The 21,403-nt window shown below is 42.2% G+C and carries 21 protein-coding genes; 9 read left to right on the top strand and 12 right to left on the bottom strand.

Going from position 1 to position 21,403, the window contains the following annotated elements; all coding sequences use genetic code 11:
* Positions 1-4 precede the first annotated feature (4 nt).
* The 3 genes from HMPREF0556_RS07900 to HMPREF0556_RS07890 are packed head-to-tail and all read left to right on the top strand — an operon-like array spanning position 5 to position 2,490.
* Complete coding sequence (locus HMPREF0556_RS07900) at positions 5-1,021, top strand: methionine ABC transporter ATP-binding protein (protein WP_003757350.1); 1,017 nt, start codon at positions 5-7, stop codon at positions 1,019-1,021.
* Positions 1,018-1,680 (top strand): methionine ABC transporter permease, encoded by a 663-nt coding sequence (locus tag HMPREF0556_RS07895; protein ID WP_003757348.1) that lies wholly within the window; start codon positions 1,018-1,020, stop codon positions 1,678-1,680. Before HMPREF0556_RS07900 ends, HMPREF0556_RS07895 begins: the two co-directional genes overlap by 4 nt.
* A gap of 27 nt (positions 1,681-1,707) precedes the next feature.
* Positions 1,708-2,490 carry a carbon-nitrogen family hydrolase gene (locus HMPREF0556_RS07890; RefSeq protein WP_077904812.1) on the top strand — a complete coding sequence of 261 codons (783 nt, stop codon included), beginning with the start codon at positions 1,708-1,710 and terminating at the stop codon, positions 2,488-2,490.
* Between the two features lie 74 nt (positions 2,491-2,564).
* On the opposite strand, the gene nrdG is transcribed toward HMPREF0556_RS07890, so the two are convergent.
* A complete protein-coding gene (gene nrdG, locus HMPREF0556_RS07885; protein WP_003757343.1) occupies positions 2,565-3,116 on the bottom strand; it encodes an anaerobic ribonucleoside-triphosphate reductase activating protein in 552 nt (183 codons plus the stop codon).
* A complete protein-coding gene (gene nrdD, locus HMPREF0556_RS07880) occupies positions 3,109-5,262 on the bottom strand; it encodes an anaerobic ribonucleoside-triphosphate reductase (protein ID WP_003757342.1) in 2,154 nt (717 codons plus the stop codon). The genes nrdG and nrdD overlap by 8 nt, the downstream gene beginning before the upstream one ends.
* 260 nt (positions 5,263-5,522) lie before the next feature.
* On the opposite strand from nrdD, the gene HMPREF0556_RS07875 reads away from it, so the two are divergent.
* A complete protein-coding gene (locus tag HMPREF0556_RS07875; protein ID WP_003757341.1) occupies positions 5,523-6,623 on the top strand; it encodes an ABC transporter ATP-binding protein in 1,101 nt (366 codons plus the stop codon).
* Positions 6,624-6,683: 60 nt separating this feature from the next.
* Here the strand turns inward: HMPREF0556_RS07875 and HMPREF0556_RS07870 are convergent, their stop codons facing one another.
* From HMPREF0556_RS07870 to HMPREF0556_RS07860, 3 genes are read right to left on the bottom strand one after another with little or no spacing between them, the layout of a single operon-like run.
* On the bottom strand, positions 6,684-7,784 hold the full coding sequence (locus tag HMPREF0556_RS07870; RefSeq protein ID WP_040486660.1) for a DUF871 domain-containing protein: 1,101 nt from the start codon (positions 7,782-7,784) through the stop codon (positions 6,684-6,686).
* Positions 7,772-8,710, bottom strand: coding sequence for an ROK family protein (locus HMPREF0556_RS07865; RefSeq protein ID WP_003757338.1), 939 nt, complete (start codon positions 8,708-8,710; stop codon positions 7,772-7,774). Before HMPREF0556_RS07865 ends, HMPREF0556_RS07870 begins: the two co-directional genes overlap by 13 nt.
* Before the next feature lie 15 nt (positions 8,711-8,725).
* Positions 8,726-10,096, bottom strand: coding sequence for a glycoside hydrolase family 1 protein (locus tag HMPREF0556_RS07860; RefSeq protein ID WP_003757337.1), 1,371 nt, complete (start codon positions 10,094-10,096; stop codon positions 8,726-8,728).
* A gap of 108 nt (positions 10,097-10,204) precedes the next feature.
* Between HMPREF0556_RS07860 and HMPREF0556_RS07855 the strand changes: the two genes are divergently transcribed.
* The 3 genes from HMPREF0556_RS07855 to HMPREF0556_RS07845 all read left to right on the top strand — a co-directional run bounded on the left by HMPREF0556_RS07855 (position 10,205) and on the right by HMPREF0556_RS07845 (position 13,040).
* Entirely contained in the window at positions 10,205-11,326 is a 1,122-nt protein-coding gene (locus tag HMPREF0556_RS07855) for a helix-turn-helix transcriptional regulator (RefSeq protein WP_003757336.1), read from the top strand.
* A 197-nt stretch (positions 11,327-11,523) separates the two neighbouring features.
* Entirely contained in the window at positions 11,524-12,786 is a 1,263-nt protein-coding gene (locus tag HMPREF0556_RS07850) for an MFS transporter (RefSeq protein WP_003757335.1), read from the top strand.
* Positions 12,787-12,803: 17 nt separating this feature from the next.
* The gene (locus HMPREF0556_RS07845) at positions 12,804-13,040 is read left to right on the top strand and encodes a hypothetical protein (RefSeq protein WP_003757334.1); all 237 of its coding nucleotides are present in this window, start codon (positions 12,804-12,806) and stop codon (positions 13,038-13,040) included.
* 59 nt (positions 13,041-13,099) lie between these two features.
* On the opposite strand, the gene HMPREF0556_RS07840 is transcribed toward HMPREF0556_RS07845, so the two are convergent.
* The 3 genes from HMPREF0556_RS07840 to HMPREF0556_RS13020 form a co-directional block, all read right to left on the bottom strand.
* A complete protein-coding gene (locus tag HMPREF0556_RS07840) occupies positions 13,100-13,663 on the bottom strand; it encodes a Crp/Fnr family transcriptional regulator (protein WP_169308999.1) in 564 nt (187 codons plus the stop codon).
* Between the two features lie 18 nt (positions 13,664-13,681).
* Complete coding sequence (locus HMPREF0556_RS07835; protein WP_040486659.1) at positions 13,682-14,356, bottom strand: cyclic nucleotide-binding domain-containing protein; 675 nt, start codon at positions 14,354-14,356, stop codon at positions 13,682-13,684.
* 303 nt (positions 14,357-14,659) lie between these two features.
* Positions 14,660-15,097: a GNAT family N-acetyltransferase gene (locus HMPREF0556_RS13020; RefSeq protein WP_050777015.1), complete on the bottom strand. Its 438-nt coding sequence runs from the start codon at positions 15,095-15,097 to the stop codon at positions 14,660-14,662.
* A gap of 106 nt (positions 15,098-15,203) precedes the next feature.
* Between HMPREF0556_RS13020 and yidA the strand changes: the two genes are divergently transcribed.
* Both yidA and HMPREF0556_RS07820 read left to right on the top strand, forming a co-directional pair.
* Entirely contained in the window at positions 15,204-16,019 is an 816-nt protein-coding gene (gene yidA, locus HMPREF0556_RS07825) for a sugar-phosphatase (protein ID WP_040486658.1), read from the top strand.
* A gap of 121 nt (positions 16,020-16,140) precedes the next feature.
* Positions 16,141-17,577: a glycoside hydrolase family 1 protein gene (locus tag HMPREF0556_RS07820; protein WP_040486657.1), complete on the top strand. Its 1,437-nt coding sequence runs from the start codon at positions 16,141-16,143 to the stop codon at positions 17,575-17,577.
* 42 nt (positions 17,578-17,619) lie between these two features.
* Here the strand turns inward: HMPREF0556_RS07820 and HMPREF0556_RS07815 are convergent, their stop codons facing one another.
* The 4 genes from HMPREF0556_RS07815 to HMPREF0556_RS07800 form a co-directional block, all read right to left on the bottom strand.
* Positions 17,620-18,246 carry a histidine phosphatase family protein gene (locus HMPREF0556_RS07815; RefSeq protein ID WP_003757324.1) on the bottom strand — a complete coding sequence of 209 codons (627 nt, stop codon included), beginning with the start codon at positions 18,244-18,246 and terminating at the stop codon, positions 17,620-17,622.
* A 63-nt stretch (positions 18,247-18,309) separates the two neighbouring features.
* Positions 18,310-19,152, bottom strand: coding sequence for a VOC family protein (locus HMPREF0556_RS07810; RefSeq protein WP_003757322.1), 843 nt, complete (start codon positions 19,150-19,152; stop codon positions 18,310-18,312).
* A gap of 130 nt (positions 19,153-19,282) precedes the next feature.
* Complete coding sequence (locus HMPREF0556_RS07805; RefSeq protein WP_003757320.1) at positions 19,283-19,804, bottom strand: GNAT family N-acetyltransferase; 522 nt, start codon at positions 19,802-19,804, stop codon at positions 19,283-19,285.
* Between the two features lie 105 nt (positions 19,805-19,909).
* Positions 19,910-21,364 carry a glycoside hydrolase family 1 protein gene (locus HMPREF0556_RS07800; RefSeq protein WP_003757318.1) on the bottom strand — a complete coding sequence of 485 codons (1,455 nt, stop codon included), beginning with the start codon at positions 21,362-21,364 and terminating at the stop codon, positions 19,910-19,912.
* Between the last annotated feature and the right edge of the window lie 39 nt (positions 21,365-21,403).

Genomic DNA, 21,403 nt, shown 5'->3' with positions numbered 1-21,403 from the left:
AAACATGATTGAATTAGAAAATCTGTCAAAAACATTTACTGTTAATCGCAAAAAAGTAGAAGCTGTTAAAAATGTATCTTTAACCGTGAAAAAAGGGGAAATATTCGGCGTCGTGGGTTATTCCGGCGCTGGAAAAAGCACCTTAGTACGTTGTATCAATTACTTAGAAAAACCTGACGAAGGCAGCGTAAAAATCGACGGTGAAGATCTTTCTACACTTTATGCTTCTGAACTGCGCCACGCGCGCCGCAAAATCGGCATGATTTTCCAAGGATATAATCTACTCAAAACCGCTACCGTCTACGATAATATCGCGAAGCCACTTAAACTGAGTGGCTTTTCCAAATCCGTTATCAAAGAACGTGTGGAAAAATATCTTCAGATCGTCGGATTAAAGGATAAAGAGCATCATTTTCCCGCTCAGCTTTCCGGCGGTCAAAAGCAACGTGTCGCTATCGCTCGGGCACTGGCCTTTGAACCAGAGATCTTACTGAGCGATGAAGCAACCAGCGCATTAGACCCGGAAACGACCGAATCGATCCTAAATCTGCTGCTCAAGATCAATGAAGAATTGGGCATCACGATCTTCCTGATCACGCATGAACTCGAAGTGATCGAACGTATTTGCGATCGTGTGGCTGTGATGGAAAATGGAGAGATCGTGGAACAGGGAACCGTACTGGATATTTATACGAAAGCCGTTCACCCCACTACCAAGCGATTTATCGGTACAGAAGGCGGTTATGAGATCCCTGCTGATTTGCTGGAGAAATACGGGAAAACGGGGAAATTGGTTTCACTCTATTTCTTAGGGGACGAAGCTGACGAACCGGCACTTGCCTTAGTTTCCCGTAATTACGATGTCCTGCCTAGCATTTTAGCTGGCGGCATCACGCATTTCAAAAACGGCACGATCGGAAAACTGCTTGTTCATTTAAAGGGAAATGAAACAGCCAATCAAGATGCGATCGATTACTTGGTCAGTCAGCAAGTCGTTGTAGAGGAGGTTGAATTGCCATGAATGCTTTCATTGAAAACTGGGGACCTGTGATTTGGCAAGGTATCCTCGAAACATTGACAATGACGATCATCACACTCGTTATCGCAGTCATTATCGGTATTCCCCTCGGCGTGTTGCTTATTTTGACACGAAAAGGCGGACAAACAGAAAATCACTTCATTTATACGATTTTGAATTGGGTCATCAATATCTTGCGATCACTGCCTTTCATTATCTTGCTTTTCTTGATTTTACCAGTAACACGAGCAATCGTTGGTACTTCGATCGGTATCCAAGGGGTGATCTTGCCATTAGTCTTTTATACCGCTCCTTACATCGCGCGTTTAATGGAATCTACGCTTTTAGAAGTAGACCGCGGTGTGATCGAGGCTTATCAGGCAATGGGGATCTCCACGCCGAAGATCATTTTTTCTGTTATAATTCGCGAAGCCCGTTCCGGGATCGCACTCAGCCTTACCATCGCAACGATCGGCCTGATCGGTGCCACTGCAATGGCTGGTCTAGTCGGTGCCGGCGGTCTTGGAGCAATCGCTTATCAATATGGCTTCCAGCGTTATGAGCCGACTGTGATGTATACCACCATCGTTATTTTGATAATTATGGTACAATTACTTCAATCATTGGGGAATTTATTGGCTCGTAAACTTAAAAAAGACTAAGATTTGGGAATCAAACTGGGGGAGAAAATAATGAAAATCGCATTATGTCAAACAGATGTCGCCTTTCGTGATCCGGATAAAAATTATCAGGCCATCGAGCAGGCAGTGATCGAAGCAGCAAACAGCGGCGCCGACATCGTGGTGCTTCCTGAAATGTGGAATACCGGCTATTGCCTTTCTGAGTTAGCAGACTTTGCCGACCCTAATGGTGACCGGACAAAAGGCTTCCTTATTCGCTTGGCATTGCAGCAAAAAGTTACTATTATCGGTGGTTCCGTAGCGATTTCTGAAGAGGATCATTTCTCTAATATCATGTATGCTGTTGCTAAAGATGGCGACTTGCTCGCTTCTTATCGGAAAGTGCATCCATTTCAAGGTATGGATGAGCACACCTATATCAGACCTGGCAATAGCGCCAATCTTTTTCGGATCGGCGACCTCGCATGTGCTGGCTTTATCTGTTATGATATTCGTTTTCCAGAATGGCTGCGTAAACATGCTGCAAATGGTGCTGAAGTCCTTTTCGTTTCCGCACAGTGGCCCTCAGCGCGCATTACGCAATGGAAGCAACTGCTGATTGCCCGTGCGATCGAAAACCAAGCATTCGTCGTGGCCGTCAATCGTGTTGGTTCCGATCCTGCCAATCAATTCGGCGGTAATTCGCTGGTGATCCACCCTAGCGGTGAAATCATTGCTGAAGCCGACGATACACCGCAGAATCTTCTAGCAGAGATCAATTTGGCAGATGTAAAAAAAGTCAGAGAAGCCATGCCGGTTTTAGCAGATCGGCGACCAGAACTTTATTTTTAATAAAAAATCCTTCTATTGAAGACATCTATTTCAATCAAAAAAAGTGTTGGAAGCGAAATGCTCCCAACACTTTTTTAATTGAAATAACAGACCACTTCTCCGCTTGCCAACGATTTTTGGACATCAATGATGCGCTGATTGCTGGAACCGCGAAAGGCAAGGTTTGGATCAAACTTGTCTTGCTCAAAACGGCCGTCTACGAGTACATCGATCAGTGATAACAGTTCTAATTTATCAGCTGATTCCTGCATCATTTCTTCCCAGGTATAGCCAGTCCATGACCAAATGTCTTTTTCATTACCAAATCTAGCACGCATTTTTTTGACGATCGCAAGACAGGTCCCTGTGTTCAAAAACGGCTCCCCGCCAAGTAGTGTCAATCCCTGGACGCCTTCATGTGCCAAATCATTCAAGATTTTTGCTTCTAATTCATCGGTATATGGCACACCATATTTAAACGACTGTGCATAAGCGTTATAGCAGCCTTCGCAGTGAAACGGACAACCTGATACATACAGACTGCAACGCACGCCCTCACCGTCTACAAAATTGAATCCTTTATAATCAGCGATATAGCCTCTGCTTAGATTATCGGATACCCATTCTTTTGGCTTTGGATTATTCATCGCGACCGATCTCCATGTGTTTCACCCGTTTGCTGATTTCCACATGTCGTCCATGTACCATTGGCCGTTTCATCGGATTGCCAAGATAACCGCAAGTCCGTTTGACGACATCTGCCTTTTCAGGATCATTGTTCCCACAAGAAGGACATTCAAAGCCTTCTTTGGTTGGCTTGAATTCTCCCTCAAAACCGCATTCATAGCACTTATCGATTGGCGTATTCGTACCTAAGTAAGCAACGCGGTCGTAAGCATAGTCCCACACCGCTTCCAACGCTTTCGTATTATGGACCAATTTTGGATATTCGCAGTAATGGATAAAGCCGCCAGAAGAATAAAATGGATATTCTTTCTCGAAATCGATTTTTTCAAATGGCGTGATTTTTTTACGTACATCGTAGTGGAACGAATTTTGATAATATTCTTTGTCCGTAATATCTGGAATGCTGCCATATTTTTCACGATCCAAGCGATTGAAACGATCAGTCAGACTTTCACTTGGAGTGGCATAAACACTGAACCAATAGTCATATTTGTCACGCCAAGCATCTGCGTATTCTTTCAATTCCTTCACGATATCCAGTGTGAAGTCCTTCGCTACTTTGGTAGTTTCCCATTCACCACCGTAAAAAGCGGCGGCTGCTTCATACAAACCGATGTAGCCGATGGAAACGGTGGCACGTTTATTGGTAAATAGATCTTTGACCGATTCACCGTCATGCAGGCGTTTTCCGAAGGCGCCATATTTGTATAGAATCGGCGCATTTTCCGGTTGTGCTTGGCTGACACGTTTCAAACGGAACAGCAGCGCATCTTTTACGATCTGCATTCTTTCATGGAAAATTTTCCAAAATTTGTCTTGATCGCCCTCGCTTTGGATCGCTATTCTCGGCAAATTCAGCGTTACTACGCCAAGATTATTACGACCAGCATTGATAAATTCACCGTCTTCATTCTGCCAAGCTGGTAAAAATGAGCGGCAGCCCATTGGTACTTTGAAGTCCCCTGTGATCTCGGTCAATTTATCATAACTAAGCACGTCCGGATACATTCTTTTCGCCGAACACTGCAAGGCGAGCTGTTTAATATCATAATTGGGATCCTGCGCTTCTAAATTCACACCGCGTTTCAATGAAAATACTAATTTTGGAAAAATCGCCGTATGTTTGTCCTTCCCTACACCAAGCAATCGAACTTTCAAGATCGCCTGCTGGATCTCACGGGAGAAGAAACTTGTCCCCAAACCAAAACCAAGCGTCACGAAAGGTGTTTGCCCATTACTTGTATAAAGGGTGTTGATCTCATATTCCAAACTCTGCATAGCATCATAAATATCTTTTTTCGTTTTTTCGTGGGCATATTCTTCTTGCTTATCCGCAACGACCCAATCAGCCGCTTCTTCTTTATGTTTTTTATAATTAAGCTCTGCATAGATCGCTAGCACTTCATCGATTCTATCTACAGAACAGCCGCCGTATTGCGAACTTGCTACATTTGCGATGATTTGAGCAATCTGAGCCGTAGCCGTTTGGATCGACTTCGGACTCTCCACATTGGCGTTCCCGATCGTAAATCCTTTAGAAAGCATTCCTTCAATATCGATCAGGCAGCAGTTCGTCATTGCATGGTACGGGCTGTAGTCCAAATCATGGAAATGGATATCTCCCTTTAAATGTGCATTCGCTACATGTTTCGGCAGCATGAATTTCAAGGCGTAACTCTTTGCCACTGCCCCAGCTGTCAAATCTCGTTGCGTATTAAAAACGGTGGCATCTTTATTTGCATTTTCATTTACGACAGAAGCATCTTTATTCAAGAGTTTCTCCACACTTTTTGTCATATCGGTAATGTTGTCGCGTTCACTGTCGCGATCATGACGATATTCAATGTATGCTCTTGCTACGTCTGGGTATTCGGATTTCATCAGCACATTTTCTACGGTTTCCTGAATCTTCTCGATCGTCAAGACAGTATCGTTTGCCAATTCATTCACAATGTTTTCTAAAAAAACGTCTATTTGATTTTCAGCATCTGTTTCCTGCGCATTCATCGCCGCCAAAATAGCTTTTCTTATTTTCCCTGGGTCGAAATCGACTTGTCTTCCATCACGCTTTTCCACTACTTGCTGCGTTTCTTTTTCTGTATACATCAAAAAGCCTCCAATCACAATATGTAGTACCTACAATTAAATACTAACACGAAATAATGTATTTTTCTACCAGTAAAATGATTTCTTTTTTATCAGATAGTTTACAATAATAGCTACATTTTTCTTCTTCCAAAAAGAAAATAACTCTCTTTTAGAAGATCTGCCCAAAAAAAGCCCCCATTTTTGTGCAACGTGACATTTCCTAATAAACCGCTTTCATTTATACTGAGAACTATCATAAGAAGAAAGAGGCGAGTCGTTTGGCACAATTATCCTTAGAACATATTTATAAAATTTATGACAATAAAGTAACTGCTGTATCAGATTTTAATTTAGAGATCGATGATAAAGAATTTATCGTTTTTGTTGGTCCATCTGGTTGTGGTAAATCTACTACACTTCGGATGATCGCCGGATTGGAAGAGATTTCTAAAGGAACGCTTAGTATCGATGGAAAGGTAATGAATAACGTTGCGCCTAAAGATCGTGATATCGCGATGGTTTTCCAAAACTATGCGCTATATCCGCATATGACAGTTTTTGATAATATGGCTTTCGGATTGAAATTAAGAAAGACGCCAAAATCAGAAATCAAAGAGCGTGTCGATCATGCAGCAGACATTCTTGGCTTGACGGATTATTTAAAACGGAAGCCAAGCGCGCTTTCCGGTGGTCAGCGCCAACGTGTCGCATTAGGTCGTGCGATTGTCCGTGATGCAAATGTTTTCTTGATGGATGAACCGTTGTCCAACTTGGATGCCAAATTACGTGTTCAAATGCGTGCAGAGATCACGAAATTACATCAGCAATTAGATACAACAATGATCTACGTTACCCATGACCAAACAGAAGCGATGACAATGGCTACTCGGATCGTCATCATGAAAGACGGCGTCATCCAACAAGTCGGGGCGCCAAAAAATGTGTACGATCACCCGATCAATATGTTTGTTGCCGGCTTTATCGGTAGTCCAGCAATGAATTTCTTCCGCGGCCGTCTGGAAGGCAAAAACTTTATTACTGATAATTTCACGATTGTTGTCCCGGAAGGCAAGCTTAAAGCCCTTACTAGCAAAGGCTACGATGGCAAAGAAATCATCTTCGGTATTCGTCCAGAAGATATCCACGACGAACCGATCATGATCGAAGCAAATCCTGGCTATACATTCCAAGCTCAAACGATCGTTGCAGAATTGACTGGTGCGGAATTCCTGCTACATAGCAAAGTCGGCAATGAAGAATTCGTCGCTCGCGTTGATTCCCGCTCGAATCATCAACCATTTGAAGAAATCACATTAGCATTTGAAATGACAAAATCTCACTTCTTTGACCCAACAACAGAAGAAAATATTACGGAGTAAATAACGAAAAACGCTCGCCAAAAGATAGCTTGATGCTATCCTTGGCGGGCGTTTTTCTGTTTAGCTATGGCGTAGATTTGTAAATGTAAATTGATCAAATGGTTTTAATCCATCTAATAGCGGTAGATATTCTGGTGCGATTTTCCCGATCTTATTGATTCGCGGATCATTTGGACGCGATTTCAAAGCGATCTGGACTTCTCCCTTGTATTGACCGTATTCTTGATTTAAGAGTAAAATATCGCCTCTTTCGATTGGTTGGTTCTCATTATTAACTGGCAATTCATGCTTGTAATATTTCAAGCGCGTCATAGAAGAGCGGATCATATAACTGGAATAATCGCCTCGATAAGTATGCAGCTCCTCAAAAATGATTTTTTCTTCTAATTCTGTCAGATCATTTGCAGGAAGAATACCAATTGGCGTCACAGCTGCATGGAAAGCGCTGGCTGCTTGCTTTAATTCTGCATCACTGGCGTAGGCATTTCCAATAATAATATCGTCTACCGCCTCCAAACTCTTCATATGCGCAACTTGGATGGCTAACGGCAGTCGACGATGTGTTTCCAACGTGCATAGTCCTTCCTGCAGTGGCCACGGGCCGATCTCTGCCTGTTGTGACGTTACAAAAGCCGCTGTCCGAAGCTGATAGGCTTGGAATTTTTTACTACATGCGAGAAAGTAAGCTTCCTCTAAGCCCGTATATGCTTGCGGAAAAAAATTATGCGAGCCGATCAAATGAGATCTGCGAGGGTGATGATCCATGATCAGATCCAAATAATGATTGTCATTGCTCATATTGATCTCTATCAAAAAACCATATTCATTTTTCGTCAGCAAAGCTTCTTCTTTCCCAGTAAATCCCATATCAAGACGAATCCCCGCTATTTTCCAATCCTCAAAGTATCCCAAGTCTTGTGGTTTGATTCCCAAAACTTCAAAAGTACGGGGATTGACGTCTAAAATAGTTTCAAATCCTAATCCATGCGCTTTGATAGTCGTTTTCTTGATCCGCTCGATATGAGTTGGATCAGGTTCACCAAAAAGCAGTAGATTAATGAATAAGCGTGTAAAGCCATATTCTTTGGCGTGTTCTAAATAAGCAACGTCTGCTTCATATGCCGTCTTTTCCGGATATAAACTAACTCCTAATTTACCCACTTCCATTCCTCCTTGTTTTCTTGAATATAATGGTAAACGGCTCCTAATATTCCGGCACTGTTGCGAAATTTACAAGGAAGGATCTCCGGAGCGCCGACTGCGGAAACATCTGTATAACGCGTAAACAAGTCATTTACTGCTTGCTTCACGTTCGCCATTATCTCCTCATTGGCACTCACGCCACCACCGATCAAAATCCGTTCGGGATCATACATCACAGTGATATTCAAGATCGTCACTGCTACATTTTGATAAAATTCATTGAAACTCTCTTGAGCGATCCCCCCACCCGACTTTGCTTCTTTCAAGATTGTCGGGATATCAGTCTGCCAATCAGCTAGGTTAAAGACGCCCTTTTTAAAATTATAGATGCGGCAGAGTCCTGCGACTGCTCCGGCAAAAAAACTGACGGATTCATAACCGACTGGGCGAGTATTTCCCCGCCCCAATAGTGAAATACCGACTTCCCCAGCTGCACCGGTTCGTCCAGTCAAAAGCTGGTCATTCAATACAACAGCGCCGCCAACTCCTGTTCCTAATGTCAGACAAAAGTAATTTTTTATATTCTTCCCGTGTCCCAGCCATTTCTCAGACAAAGCCGCGGCATTCGCATCATTGATCACCTGAACGCTTGCCCCTGTCATTTTTGTCAATTCTGCTTGGATATTACGCGATTTGAATCCTGGGATCGCTCCTGCTGTGATCATTGTTCCATCCTGTGAAATAACGCCAGGAAGGCTGATCGCCACTTTGTCGATTCCTTTTCGCTGATAACCAGCTATGATCGCCGTCAATTTTGCCAGCAGACCTTCTGGATCTTCCCGCTTCGTCGGCATGGATTCTTGCTCCAGAATATTTCCATCTGCATCTACTAAACCGAATTTGATAAAACTGCCGCCAATATCGATTCCTACATATTTCTGCATGTCGCATGTCCTTTCTTATTTAAGATCTTGTCCACCCGTCCGAATCACCTTGTTATACCAGTAAAAACTGTCTTTTTTGTAGCGTTTCAGTTCTTTTAAATCAAAATCGGAGCGGTCCACATAGACAAAACCATATCGTTTTCGAAATCCTTCGTGCGTACTTATCAAATCAATAGCGCTCCACGGGCAATAGCCGAACAGCTCGACACCTTCCTCGATCGCTTGTTGCATTTGCTCGATGTGGCTGCGTAAATAATCGATTCGATAATCATCATGGATCTTACCATCCGCTGTTAATTCATCACGCTGCCCCAACCCATTTTCCGTGATGATCAGTGGAAGACGATAGCGGCTATAGATCTGGTGAGCGGTGTTGCGCAGCCCGACCGGATCGATCGGCCAATTAGCAAATGTGGTAGTTTGCAGATGTTCATTCTTTTCGCCCTTAAAAAACCCAGGAATCGCAAAGCTGTCTTGCTGATCCTTAGCTGCACTCTCCTTCCCATCACTAGCCGAAACGGTAGAGGAGTTATAATAATTGAAGGCGATAAAATCAGCTGTATTTTCTTTCATGACTTGGCGGTCTTCCGCTGTGATCTCCGGCACTGCATCTAATTTTTCTAAAATCCGCCATGCCATGTGATTGTATGTACCAAAGACTGCCGCATCTAAAAACAGCCAGTTTCTAAAAGCACTAAAATATTCGGCTGCCAGCATATCTTCCGGTCTTTCTGTTTTTGGATACACACAGGAAATATTCGGTGCCGGTCCTATTTTCCCCGGATAATTCCCTTCATGATAAAGCTTCATTGCCCTTGCTTGTGCCACTAACATATGATGGTTGCCTTGAAAAGTATCCTTCCAAGAAGTTTTATTTCCCTCCAGCACTCTACTGGCAAAAACAAGCATGTTTTGCTCATTGATCGTCTGCCAATAAGTCACACGATCCCCGAAATTATCAAATAAAACCTGGCAGTACTCGGTAAACGCATCGATCGTTTCCCGATTTAGCCAGCCGCCCTTTTCATGCAGTGAAGCCGGTAAGTCAAAGTGAAAGACTGTCGGAATCGGTTCGATATCGTTTGCGATCAGCTCGTCAATCAGATCATTGTAAAATTGGATACCTTTCGGGTTTACTTTCCCATGCGGCATTATACGTGTCCAAGCAATAGAGAAGCGGTATGCTTTTAACCCCAGCTCCTTAAACAGCGCGACATCTTCTTTATAGTGATAGTAATGATCACTGGCGATTTTAAAATCCGTCGTCCCTTCAAACGGTGGACGAATATCTTGAACAGAGGCTTCCTTGCCATCTTCCTCCCAAGCCCCCTCCACTTGATAGGCACTGGTGGAAGCTCCCCATAAAAAGTTATCTTTGAATGTCATTATATTCAGACCCCTCTCCTAATAATACTTTCATTATATAGATAAAAACGCTTTCAATATATCAAAAAAATTGGTATTATATTAAAAAATTATGTATGGGGCGATTTTTTGAAAGCATTCTTATTAAAACTGCAAGCTATTCAATCCTTATTGGACTTCCCTTTTGTAATTTTATCGGAAGATCAATGCGTCTATCAGAAAAACATTACAAGTATCTTAGAAATCGAACAGATCAATACGCTCGTTAAAAACACTGACATTTCAAAAGATATCTTGGTTTTCCATACCAAGAAAGCAACCTATTTATCTTTTCTTTTTCAAAGCAATAAAATCTCTTATCATTTCGCTAGCCTGTTCCCCAAAGCATTTTTCGATAAACAACAATTGATTGCCTATCAACAAGATCCCGCTTCACTCGGCAATGATCCAGAAAAGAAAAAAGTATTAGATCTTATTCATTTGATTTATTACGCACTTGTTCCAGATAATGACCCAACAATACGAACTGCCAGCACTGAAGCCTTCCCAGCACCAAAGCTTGAGCGTGAGCGCTTGGAAGAGCCTAATTTCTCCGATAGCTATGAATTGGAAAAAATATTGATCAATCAATTGAAAACTGGCGACGCAGTAAGTATCCAGCGCATTTTAGATAAATTTGACCGCGCTGGTGACCGTCAAGTAATCGATTTGAAAAGTGTCGAGCAAAAGAAATACATTCTTGTCAGCATGATCACTTTGATCACTCGAGCATCGATTTCTTTTGGTGTTGCTCCTAATACCGCCTATCATTATTCCGATGTTTTCCTACAAGAGATCCATTTGCTGAACAAACATGAGCAGTTTCGCCCACTGGCTGAAAAAATGAATATCACGTTCCAGCTATTGATCCAAAACAAGCAAAAGCGGTTTGATTCCAAAGTCGTTAATGATTGCATTGATTATATCCAACAGAATATTTATGAAAAAATCACTAATGCCGATCTAGCAGAATACACCGGATATAACCGCAGTTATTTATCAACTGTTTTTTATGAAAAAACTGGTCAAACGATCCGCTCCTTTATCCAAGAAATGAAAATCGAAGAATCAAAGTATTTATTGCAGCACACCGACATGACATTGCAAGATATTACTTCTAAACTGAATTTCAGCAATCAAAGCTACTTCAGTAAACTTTTTAAGGATCAATCTCATATGACACCAAAAGAATTTCGGCTAACGCTTTTATAACTGATCGATCCAGTATCGACTGGAATTTTTTCAAGTTTCTAACTTCTTTAATAAAACACTGGATTTTCTATTAGAAATCTCCTCGTTTTTGCTATAAGCTATTTTTGATAATCGTCACTCGCACATCAAAATCGGTATTCTTTGCTGGCCATTTTGTAAGCGCTTGATTTTATTAAATTTAGAAATGAGGGGAACCTATGAAAACAAATTATAAACGTTTAGTAACTGCTGTCATTATCGGCTATACATTCCTTTCTGTCGCACTTCTTACGCCGGCGCTTGTATTATTAAGCGTTCGAGTTATCAATCTTGATTCAGAGAATTACACGACAACATTTGGTCTATGTTCCGCATTTGGTACTGTATTCGCTATTTTTGGTCCTCCGATCGGCGGCGCTCTTGGCGACCGAACCAGACTTGCATTCGGTCGCCGAAAAACGTGGCTGGTGATTGGTGGGGTGCTTGGAGCGATCGGCATGCTGCTAATGGGGCTGAGCCATTCGATTCTCTATGTGATCATCGGCTGGATCATCGTGCAATTTTTCTATAATATCGCAGGCGCTTCCTTTGCTGGATTGATGCCCGACCAAGTGCCTGTCTCCAAACGTGCTTCTTACTCCGGACTAATAGGCATCGTTCAACCATTGGGCGTATTGTTCGGTATGATCTTGGCGGCATTGCTAAATAAAGATTACCCCGCTTTCCTATGGATTCTACTTGCGATCATGGGAATCGCCGGTCCAGTTATTACATGCCTATTGATTCGAGATACACCAGCTAATCCTGTCCCTCATGCTAAAAAGTCATTGATTCGAACTTTATCCTCTATTTATCCTAGTCCACGAAAATACCCTAACTATACCAAAGCGATTTTTCTTAAAATCTTTGTTTTGATGGGATATGGAAGTACCGCTTATTTGACTATCATGTTGGCCAAGCGGCTTGGTATGTCTGGCGATGAAGCAGGACATGTGGTTTCTTTGATCAATATCGCTGCTCTCTTTTTTACTGCCATGATGAGCATTGTCGGCGGCATATTGAGCGACAAATTCAAAAAACAACGTCCTTTCATTTGCATGGGAGCGATCTTTATTATCATTGGACTTCTGTTTGATATGATGGCAACTTCTATACCGATCGTAGTCATCGGATCCGTTATGGTCGCTCTAGGTTTTGGCTTATTCAATTCCTCTGATGCCGCACTTGTAATGCGCGTACTACCAAACATGGATAATGCTGGTAAAGACGTTGGGATTATGGCATCGGCTAATAACCTACAAGGCGTGCTGATCCCAATGCTCGCTCCCATGCTGCTTGGAATCGGCAGCTGGTATGCGTTTTTTGGTGGAGTTTCAATCTTTGTGATCTTGGGGATCATTATTTTGTATACTATTCCTGAAGATCCTCGCTATAAAGCATCTCTAGAGGAACAAACGATAAAAGAAGTTATTGTGAAATAAAAAGGGGGACTTATGATATGGAAACAAAGAAAATCTATATCGATCCAGAGAAATTTGCCTATCATGTTATTGCGGGATTTCAGCCAGAAGAAAATAATGACGTTGCTGCCAGTAAAATGATGCTGACTCGCTATCTTACTGCCTACTATCTGATCGAGCAGTTCAACCAGTTAGAAGAAGCGCAATTTAATACCCTCAACAATATCGATTATAATAAAATATTGACGTTTTTAGGTACTATCAAATTCCATTGATGATTAGAAGAGAAAAACCGGAAAGATCGATTATCTTCTCGGTTTTTTCTCTGTTTTCACTAGTTGTTTTTGACCATTTCTTTCTCTGTCCACTTCTCCCAAAATAAAATAATCCATTTCTGCCTAGTAGCTTCTAGCAGTCCAACCTTGCAGAACCGCTTCAAAATAACATTCAAATATTCCCTTGTAACGAAGGTATACTTCGCGATCTCCTCTTGCGTAAAAATCGCCGGGATCGTGCAGCTGCTATCTTCCTTGATTCCGATTTCTTCTCCAACTTGAATAAAAAAGTCTTTGATTCGTTCTTCTGCCGATAATGACATGATCTTGATCTTGTTTTCGATCTTTTTCATCACGGCTTGTTCTGCTTCTTTTTTCAGCATCTCGTATGATTGCAGGATAAACGTATCCCCGATTTCCAATAAGACAACATTTCCCTTTGCTTTATAATGAAAAATCGGACACAAAAATTCTGCATCGTCAAAAAGGATCTCACCCTCTTTGATGATGTTGATGAGCTGATCACTGGTATGGCGGACTATCATTCCCTCCACGATCATAAAATTGCCTGTTTCGCAGATTTCTTGATTATTTTTATAGACCTTCAATTTGTTGTTTTTCATTTTCATTCGCCTCACTTTTTATATAATCGGAGATACTTCAGTATTTCTATCTGTGGCATGATGAAAAGCTTCGATGTCGTGGATATACCAGTAACTTTCATATTGGCTCAGCAATTCTTGCCGCCGAAAAAGATTCAGCGTCTCTGCAACGATTCCGCGGGAACAGCAACAATATGAAGCAATCAGCTGGATCGTTAAAAACTTAGGTAGCAGCACCCCCTGCTCCGCTTTCTTCCCAAATCTTCTGGCGGCTTCTTTTAAAAACAGCGCAACTCGATCGCCGCATGAAAAATCAAATTGCCGCTCAAAATAATATCTGTTTATCAAGCTCTGTTCCAAAATATAAAACAATAGGACAGAGAGTACTTCCCCTTTTTCTAGGACATCAATAACTTCATTGGCATCTAATTCAATAACTTCACTGGCTGTAAGTGCAATGATCTCAGAATCTATCGTTCGATAAAAATATTCTAATAGTACTGTGCTGTCATCCAGAAATTCTACTCCCGTTTTTTGTCTCCCACCGACTTTTCGGATAAAGACTCCTTCTGAAACGATATACATTTTCTCTTTTTGCAAGTATAGACGGTTTCTTCTCTTGTACCGGATGGCTTTGCCTCTAACTTTATGCAGAATATATTCGATTATACTTTTATCGGCGGTAATAAATTGCTGCATCTCAAAAAAGTCCAACTATTATCAACCCCCTGCATCTATATTTCTATCTTACAGATAGAACATGGGTTGCGATAGACTTGCGTTTGCTCAAAACAAGCAAGTGGCAGGGGTTTCGCCATATATTTTTCATATTTTAAAAAGTAGGTAATCGCTATGAAATTGCTTTTTTGGCTCAAAATCAACATTTTAACCATTTATTTATCCATTTTATAAAAGAAATTTGTTTTTTTGACTTAAAAATTACAAATTTTTATTGCACAAACGCCGCATTTCTTGCATAAAAAAAGCCGGGAATTTCTCCCAACTCTTTTAACGACATCAAACTGTCAGCTGAAACGTTACGATCTCTGCATCTGCTTTTACTTGATAACCAATATGCGTAAGAAACGCTGCTGCCTCTGTCTCTGTTTTTGCAAGTTTGATCTGCAATGCATTTGCTCCGCTATCTGCTGCCCATTCTGCGATTGTTTGATTCAGCAAACGGCCCAATCCTTGTTTCTGTACTTCAGGAACGAGCGCAAAGCTATCGATCGTCCATACTTTATCGGCAGGCGTATCAGCAGTTATGAAAAGCAGACCTACTGGGTTTTCGTCGTTGTCCTTGACAGCAATGATAAATTCATTGCGGTTATCTGCTTCCAGTGCCTGTTCGATCGCCGAAACTCTTGCCTTGTCCAGCTCTAATTGTTCATTGATCGTTTCAAAAATAGCTCTTGTTTGGTTGTTTAAAAATTGAATATGATAATGCCACTTCATTCTTTCACTCTTTTCTTCCAGTTTCCTCCATCTTGACACAAATCACATTTAGTTTCAATATCTATGCTATACTAGAGGAGAAATTTAGTAAAAAGGGGTTATGATAGTGTATAAATTAGTAGCAATCGATATTGATGGAACCTTGCTGAATGATGCTCATGAAATTACAACGGAAGTAAAACAAGCGATCCGCAAAGCAAAAGCGATGGGTGTAAAAGTCGTTCTTTGTACCGGTCGTCCGCTTGTTGGCGTGGCCCAGTATCTAAGTGATCTGGAACTTCGCGAAGAAGGCGATTATGTCATCACTTTTAACGGCGCCCTCATTCAAGACACCTTTACAAAAGAAGTTATTTCTCATTTGACGCTGACAAAAGAAGATCTGGAAGAAATTTATCAAACTAGTAAGGATATAAACTTACATATGCATTTCTTTGATGATAAATTCATCTACACACCAAATCGTCATGTCGGTAAGTATACGATCGTTGAAGCTTACCTAACGAATAGTCAGCTCTTGATCGAAGACATTGAGAATATCCCCGAAGACTTTTTGATGTCGAAGGCGATGTTTATCGATGAAGGCCCTACACTAGAAGCAGGTATTGCGAAACTCAGTGATGAATTCCGCGAGAAATACAATCTAGTCCGCAGTGCTTCTTTCTATTTGGAAGTATTGAATAAACAAGCGAGCAAAGGCAATGCTGTCAAGCTGTTAGCAGAAACACTTGGCATCAAACAATCCGAAGTCATCGCTATCGGCGATCACGAAAACGATACGACCATGATCGAATACGCCGGTCTGGGCGTTGCGATGGGAAATGCCATTCCTGCTATTAAAGAGTTGGCTAACCATGTAACGACTACCAATAACGAAAGCGGCGTAGCCAAAGTATTTGAAGACTTTATTTTGAATAACCACTAACCAAAAAAACAAGAAAAAGCGGTTTCCCGTTTTTTTCTTGTTTTTTTTAGTTTTTTGCTGTCTTTTTAAAAGATTATACTTTAAAATTAAATAGTAAATATTTTTAATGGAGGTTAATGAGATGGAACATGTAAATCGAACAAGTTTCCCCAAAGATTTCCTATGGGGCTCGGCTTCAGCAGCTTATCAAATCGAAGGCGCTTGGGACGAAGACGGCAAAGGGCCTTCTGTCTGGGATAATTACGTCCGCATCCCAGGTACTACTTTTGAAGGAACAAACGGTGATGTTGCAGTCGATCATTATCACCGCTACAAAGAAGATGTACAACTGATGGCTGATATGGGCCTCAAAGCCTACCGTTTTTCTGTCGCTTGGTCACGTATCCTGCCTACTGGCAAGGGAGAAGTCAATGAAGCAGGCATTGCTTTCTACGACAACTTGATCAATGAGTTGATCAAACACCACATTGAACCTGTCTTGACACTTTATCACTGGGATATCCCGCAAGCGTTATTTGACGAATATGGCGGCTGGGAATCGCGTCAAGTGATTGATGACTTTACCAATTATTCGAAAATTTTATTTGAACGATTCGGTGACCGCGTGAAATACTGGGTTTCTCTGAATGAGCAAAATATTTTCGTTGGAATGGGTTATGGCACTGCTCTTCATCCGCCAAAAGTACAAGACATGAAGCGCATGTACCAAGTCAATCACATTGCGAACCTAGCAAATGCAAGCGTTATCAATGCTTTTCATGAGATCGTGCCAACTGGTAAGATCGGTCCAAGTTTTGCATATACGCCGCACTATCCTGTGGACACTGATCCTAAAAATGTCCTTGCTGCCGAAAATGCCGAAGAATTGAACAGTTATTTCTGGATGGATGTCTATGCCAATGGTCGTTATCCTTCTAGCATTCTGAAAAACCTGGAAGAAAAAGGGATCGCTCCCCAAATCGAAGACGGTGATATGGAACTGCTTCGTTCTGCCAAGCCGGACTTTATGGGTGTAAACTATTACCAATCCGCAACGGTCGCTCACAACCCGATCGACGGCGTCACACAAAGTTCTGAAATGAATACCACCGGTAAAAAAGGAACTTCCAAAGAAACAGGAATCCCAGGTGTTTACAAAAAAGTCGTCAATCCTTATGTGAAAACGACGAACTGGGATTGGACGATCGATCCTGAAGGCCTTCGCATTGCCTTGCGCCGCATCAACAGCCGCTATGATTTGCCGATCCTGATCACGGAAAATGGTTTGGGTGAATTTGATAAACTGGAAAATGGCAAAATCAATGACAGTTATCGGATCGACTATCTGCAAAATCACGCAAGTGCGATCCGCGATGCTATCAGCGACGGCGTTACGGTACTTGGCTACTGCACATGGAGCTTCACTGATCTACTCAGCTGGCTGAACGGCTACCAAAAGCGCTATGGTTTCGTCTACGTCGACCGCGATGTCTCCGATGATGCGCCGATGACACGTATTCCGAAAGAAAGTTATTATTGGTATCAACATGTGATCGAAACAAATGGTGAGGAACTATAAGTTAGAAAAAAGCTTGAGACAGAAAAATATCTCAAGCTTTTTTTATACTAAATGCTCCACCTGATTAAGCGCCTCGACCTCATACTTGCCGTCTTCATAGCAGACAACACTTACGCTCGTATTCAAGATGCGGGCAGCTTTTGTACGATAATCCTCTACGCCACCGCCTGCCAATAGATGCAGTAGTAAGGAGAGTGTCATGCCATGGGAAACGATCAAAATATTGCCTTCCTCATGGTTAGCGACTATTTTTTCCAAGCCGCCGCGCACACGGTCAGCCAGTTCATAGAACGTTTCGCCGCCGTTTACTTCTGCAGTGTAAGCCGCCGCATCCGTCATGAAGATCTCTCGTTCTTCTGGAAAGTCGCGGTCCAGATCCAAGATCGAAACGCCTTCCCAAGTTCCGAAGTGCATTTCGCGCAGTTCTTCAAGTGGGTGAAGCGGATATTTTTCGTTCGTGATCAAATTAGCTGTATCTTGTGTACGTTTACTTGTACTCGTATAAACGGCTTCAAATGGTATATCTCGAAGAATGTCGCCAACAGCTTTTGCGCCGTTGATCCCTTCTTCTACTAACGGCGAATCTCCCCAGCCCTGCATTTGTCTGGAAATATTCCATTCCGTTTTTCCGTGTCTTATAAAATAGAATCGCAATACTTTTTTATCCAATCCGTACTTCCTCCTTCATACTGTCTTTTAAATTGTATCATGAAGGAAATAAATTGATAAGCCTTAATTTGCTTCCAAGCCAAATCCCGGCGTAGCGGTAGCGATCTCGATCAGCAAGCCATGCGTTTCTTTAAAATAGATCGACTGAAATGCGCCATGATCTTTGATTTCGGAATGTTTGATTTTTTTCTTTTTCAAATAGGCCTGCCATTGTTCTAACGATGCTTCATTGGAAGTGCGAAAAGCGATATGGCTGACTGCTCCCGCTCCAATTGGCTGCACACTCAAATCCGGCCGCGATTCTACATGGATTTCACTAGCCGGTCCGCTTTGAAAAACAGTAAGATATTTCTCATCCTCCTCGTAGGCCCCTTTGCGTATATAACCAAATAATTTCACGAGCATATCATCCGTTCGCATTTTTTTGAAAATGGAAAATCGCACCGGGCCCAGTCCCAAAATCTGATATTCAAGAGGTATCGGACTTTCTTCCCAAAGTTGGTGCACAGGCCGTAGCAGTTCATTTTCTGCAACGATCAGATGCACTCTCAACCCATCGGGATCGCACAGAGAAATCCCTTCCCGGCCGTATTCGGTAATGGATTGGTATGAAATATCATATTCGTTAAAGCGCTTACCAAAATAAACGAGTGAAGCTTTGGATGGTACTGTAAAACCGATGACAGAAATTTGATTTCTTCCGAATATAGTTGGTAGCGCTTCCTTTTCTTCGACAAATGCAACTAACGTCCCCGGTGTCCCTAACGCATCCCCATAATAAATGAATTTCTCTGACTCGTCTGCTTCTTTCACGGTTCGAAGTCCTAATACTTCTGCATAAAAGAAGCGATTCTTTTCTAAATCAGTCGTTACCGCTGTAATGTGGTGAAGCCCGGCAATCTCCATATGAAGCCCTCCTAAATCGTTATGACTGTCTTCATTATAGCGAATGTAGACCGCGGTATTCAATGCACAGAGTCTATTCCGGTATATGTTTCATTAAATTGGAAAAAACGGTACATTATTAGTTTTCTGTTCAACCATTCCACTCATAAGCTAGTCGTTTTCCATTTTCATCTGGTGTTACATAAATGATACCGCGGTAGCTAAAATCGAATTTCTTGATATAATGCTGCATGCGGACATTCAATTCGTGGGTATCGATACGGACTTGCGAACAGCCTTTCGCTACGGATAAGCTGATAAGATTGGAGAAAAAATATTGACCCAGTTGCCTTCCGCGGTACTCGGCAGAGATCGCGATACGGTGGATCGTCGTGTAAGGAGTATTCTCGTTCAGCCAGCTCCCTGCTTCGATCTTCGCATAGTTTTTTTCCTTTTCTTCCAGCAATGTCGCTGTTCCTGCTATCCTTTTTCCGCATATCAGTACATAGCAGCAACCGCTCGCGATGTCGGCTATCAGCACTTCTTCATTCGGATGGCCATCCTGCCATTGCGGACTACCCTCTTGTTTCAGCAGCTGCTTTGCTTCTCCAATGATCTGCATGATTGCTACTAGATCTCTCTCTTTTGCTTGGCGTATATAAATTCCTGCCATCCTTAACTCCCTCCAACTCGTTCAATCCGAAATTACGTTTATTATAGCGTTTTTCGGCATAGAAAAACAAGCCAGTGATCTACACTGGCTTGCGAGAAAAATATCTTATAACGTTTCTCCATTTGACTCGATTACTTGTTTGTACCAGAAAAATGAATCTTTGCGGGAACGTGCTAATGTTCCGTTGCCGTCGTCGTCTTGATCGACATAGATGAAACCATAGCGTTTCGACATTTCGCTTGTGGAAGCACTGACTAGATCGATCGGTCCCCAGCTTGTATAGCCGATCAACTCCACGCCGTCAGTAATCGCTTCTTGCATTTGTTCGATATGCTTGCGTAAATAATCGATCCGGTATTCATCATGGATCGAGCCATCTGCTTCTACTTCATCATATGCACCAAGTCCGTTTTCTACGATGAAAAGCGGGAGCTCATAACGGGTATAAAAGTCATTCAGTGTATAGCGAAGGCCTTTCGGATCGATCTGCCAGCCCCAATCGGATGTTTCCAAATAAGGGTTTTTCACTCCGCCCATTAGATTGCCGGAACTGGTTTGCGCTTCTGGACTGCTCGATGTGGAAAGCGACATATAATAACTGAAAGAAATAAAATCGACAGTGTGGGCTTTCAAGATCTCGTCGTCGCCGACTTCTTTTTGAATATGAATATCCTTTTCTTCAAAATATCGTTTCATGAAGAATGGATATTCACCCTTTGCATGTACGTCCGTAAAGAAGAGGTTCATTTGGTTTAGTTTCTGCGCCTTTAAAATATCATCTGGGTTATTGGTAGCAGGATAAGTCGCCATTCGCGCAAGCATACAGCCTACTTGGGATCCTGGAATGATCTCATGCGCAAGTTTAGTTGCTAAGCTACTTGCAACTAACTGATGATGCGCCGCTTGGTAGCAAAGCTGCAGTTTGTTTTCGGCACTTTCGACCAAAACCCCGCCGCCTGTATACGGACTAAGCGTGATCACATTGATCTCATTGAATGTCAGCCAATATTTCACTTTGGAACGATAACGTTTAAAAACCGTTTCCGCGTAGTTCATAAAGAAACCGATCACACGTCGATCTGCCCAGCCATTATATTTCAGCGTCAATTGAAGCGGCGTTTCATAATGTGACAATGTGACCAGTGGCTCGATCCCATATTTCAGACATTCATCAAAGACATCATCATAAAATCGAAGACCTGCTTCGTTTGGTTCGGCATCGTCGCCATTCGGAAAGATCCGCGCCCAGTTGATCGATAGCCGGAAAACTTTAAAGCCCATTTCTGCAAACAAAGCAATATCTTCCTTATAATGATGATAAAAATCAATGCCGTCGCGTTTCGGAAAACGACCCTCTTCCTTACCAGACAGGATCGCCTCGATTTCTTCCCGCGTAACGTCCAGCGCATGATCTTTGGTACGCTCTGCTTTAGGGATATACCGCACCATATCTGCTGTCGAAAGCCCCTTGCCGTCTAAATCATACGCACCTTCGACTTGATTGGCAGCTGTAGCACCGCCCCATAAAAATCCTTCTGGAAATTTCTTCACTACTGACATATAACCTGCACCTCTTTCTGTTATTCATGAACCAAGCAT

This window comes from Listeria grayi DSM 20601 (assembly GCF_000148995.1).
Classification (GTDB): domain Bacteria; phylum Bacillota; class Bacilli; order Lactobacillales; family Listeriaceae; genus Listeria; species Listeria grayi.
The sequence above is the reverse complement of the archived record's forward strand: the minus strand, read 5'-3'. Positions and strand labels throughout refer to the sequence as shown.

What these genes read in the sequence shown, in the direction of transcription:
- HMPREF0556_RS07900 (WP_003757350.1), top strand. Translation starts at nt 5, where the DNA reads ATGATTGAATTAGAAAATCTGTCAAAAACATTTACTGTTAATCGCAAA.
- HMPREF0556_RS07840 (WP_169308999.1), bottom strand. Translation starts at nt 13,663, where the DNA reads ATGAAAAACAACAAATTGAAGGTCTATAAAAATAATCAAGAAATCTGC.
- nrdD (WP_003757342.1), bottom strand. Translation starts at nt 5,262, where the DNA reads ATGTATACAGAAAAAGAAACGCAGCAAGTAGTGGAAAAGCGTGATGGA.
- HMPREF0556_RS07860 (WP_003757337.1), bottom strand. Translation starts at nt 10,096, where the DNA reads ATGACATTCAAAGATAACTTTTTATGGGGAGCTTCCACCAGTGCCTAT.
- nrdG (WP_003757343.1), bottom strand. Translation starts at nt 3,116, where the DNA reads ATGAATAATCCAAAGCCAAAAGAATGGGTATCCGATAATCTAAGCAGA.
- HMPREF0556_RS07810 (WP_003757322.1), bottom strand. Translation starts at nt 19,152, where the DNA reads ATGGAGATTGCCGGGCTTCACCACATTACAGCGGTAACGACTGATTTA.
- HMPREF0556_RS07800 (WP_003757318.1), bottom strand. Translation starts at nt 21,364, where the DNA reads ATGTCAGTAGTGAAGAAATTTCCAGAAGGATTTTTATGGGGCGGTGCT.
- HMPREF0556_RS07845 (WP_003757334.1), top strand. Translation starts at nt 12,804, where the DNA reads ATGGAAACAAAGAAAATCTATATCGATCCAGAGAAATTTGCCTATCAT.
- HMPREF0556_RS07805 (WP_003757320.1), bottom strand. Translation starts at nt 19,804, where the DNA reads ATGGCAGGAATTTATATACGCCAAGCAAAAGAGAGAGATCTAGTAGCA.
- HMPREF0556_RS07895 (WP_003757348.1), top strand. Translation starts at nt 1,018, where the DNA reads ATGAATGCTTTCATTGAAAACTGGGGACCTGTGATTTGGCAAGGTATC.
- HMPREF0556_RS13020 (WP_050777015.1), bottom strand. Translation starts at nt 15,097, where the DNA reads ATGAAGTGGCATTATCATATTCAATTTTTAAACAACCAAACAAGAGCT.
- HMPREF0556_RS07865 (WP_003757338.1), bottom strand. Translation starts at nt 8,710, where the DNA reads ATGCAGAAATATGTAGGAATCGATATTGGCGGCAGTTTTATCAAATTC.
- HMPREF0556_RS07820 (WP_040486657.1), top strand. Translation starts at nt 16,141, where the DNA reads ATGGAACATGTAAATCGAACAAGTTTCCCCAAAGATTTCCTATGGGGC.
- HMPREF0556_RS07850 (WP_003757335.1), top strand. Translation starts at nt 11,524, where the DNA reads ATGAAAACAAATTATAAACGTTTAGTAACTGCTGTCATTATCGGCTAT.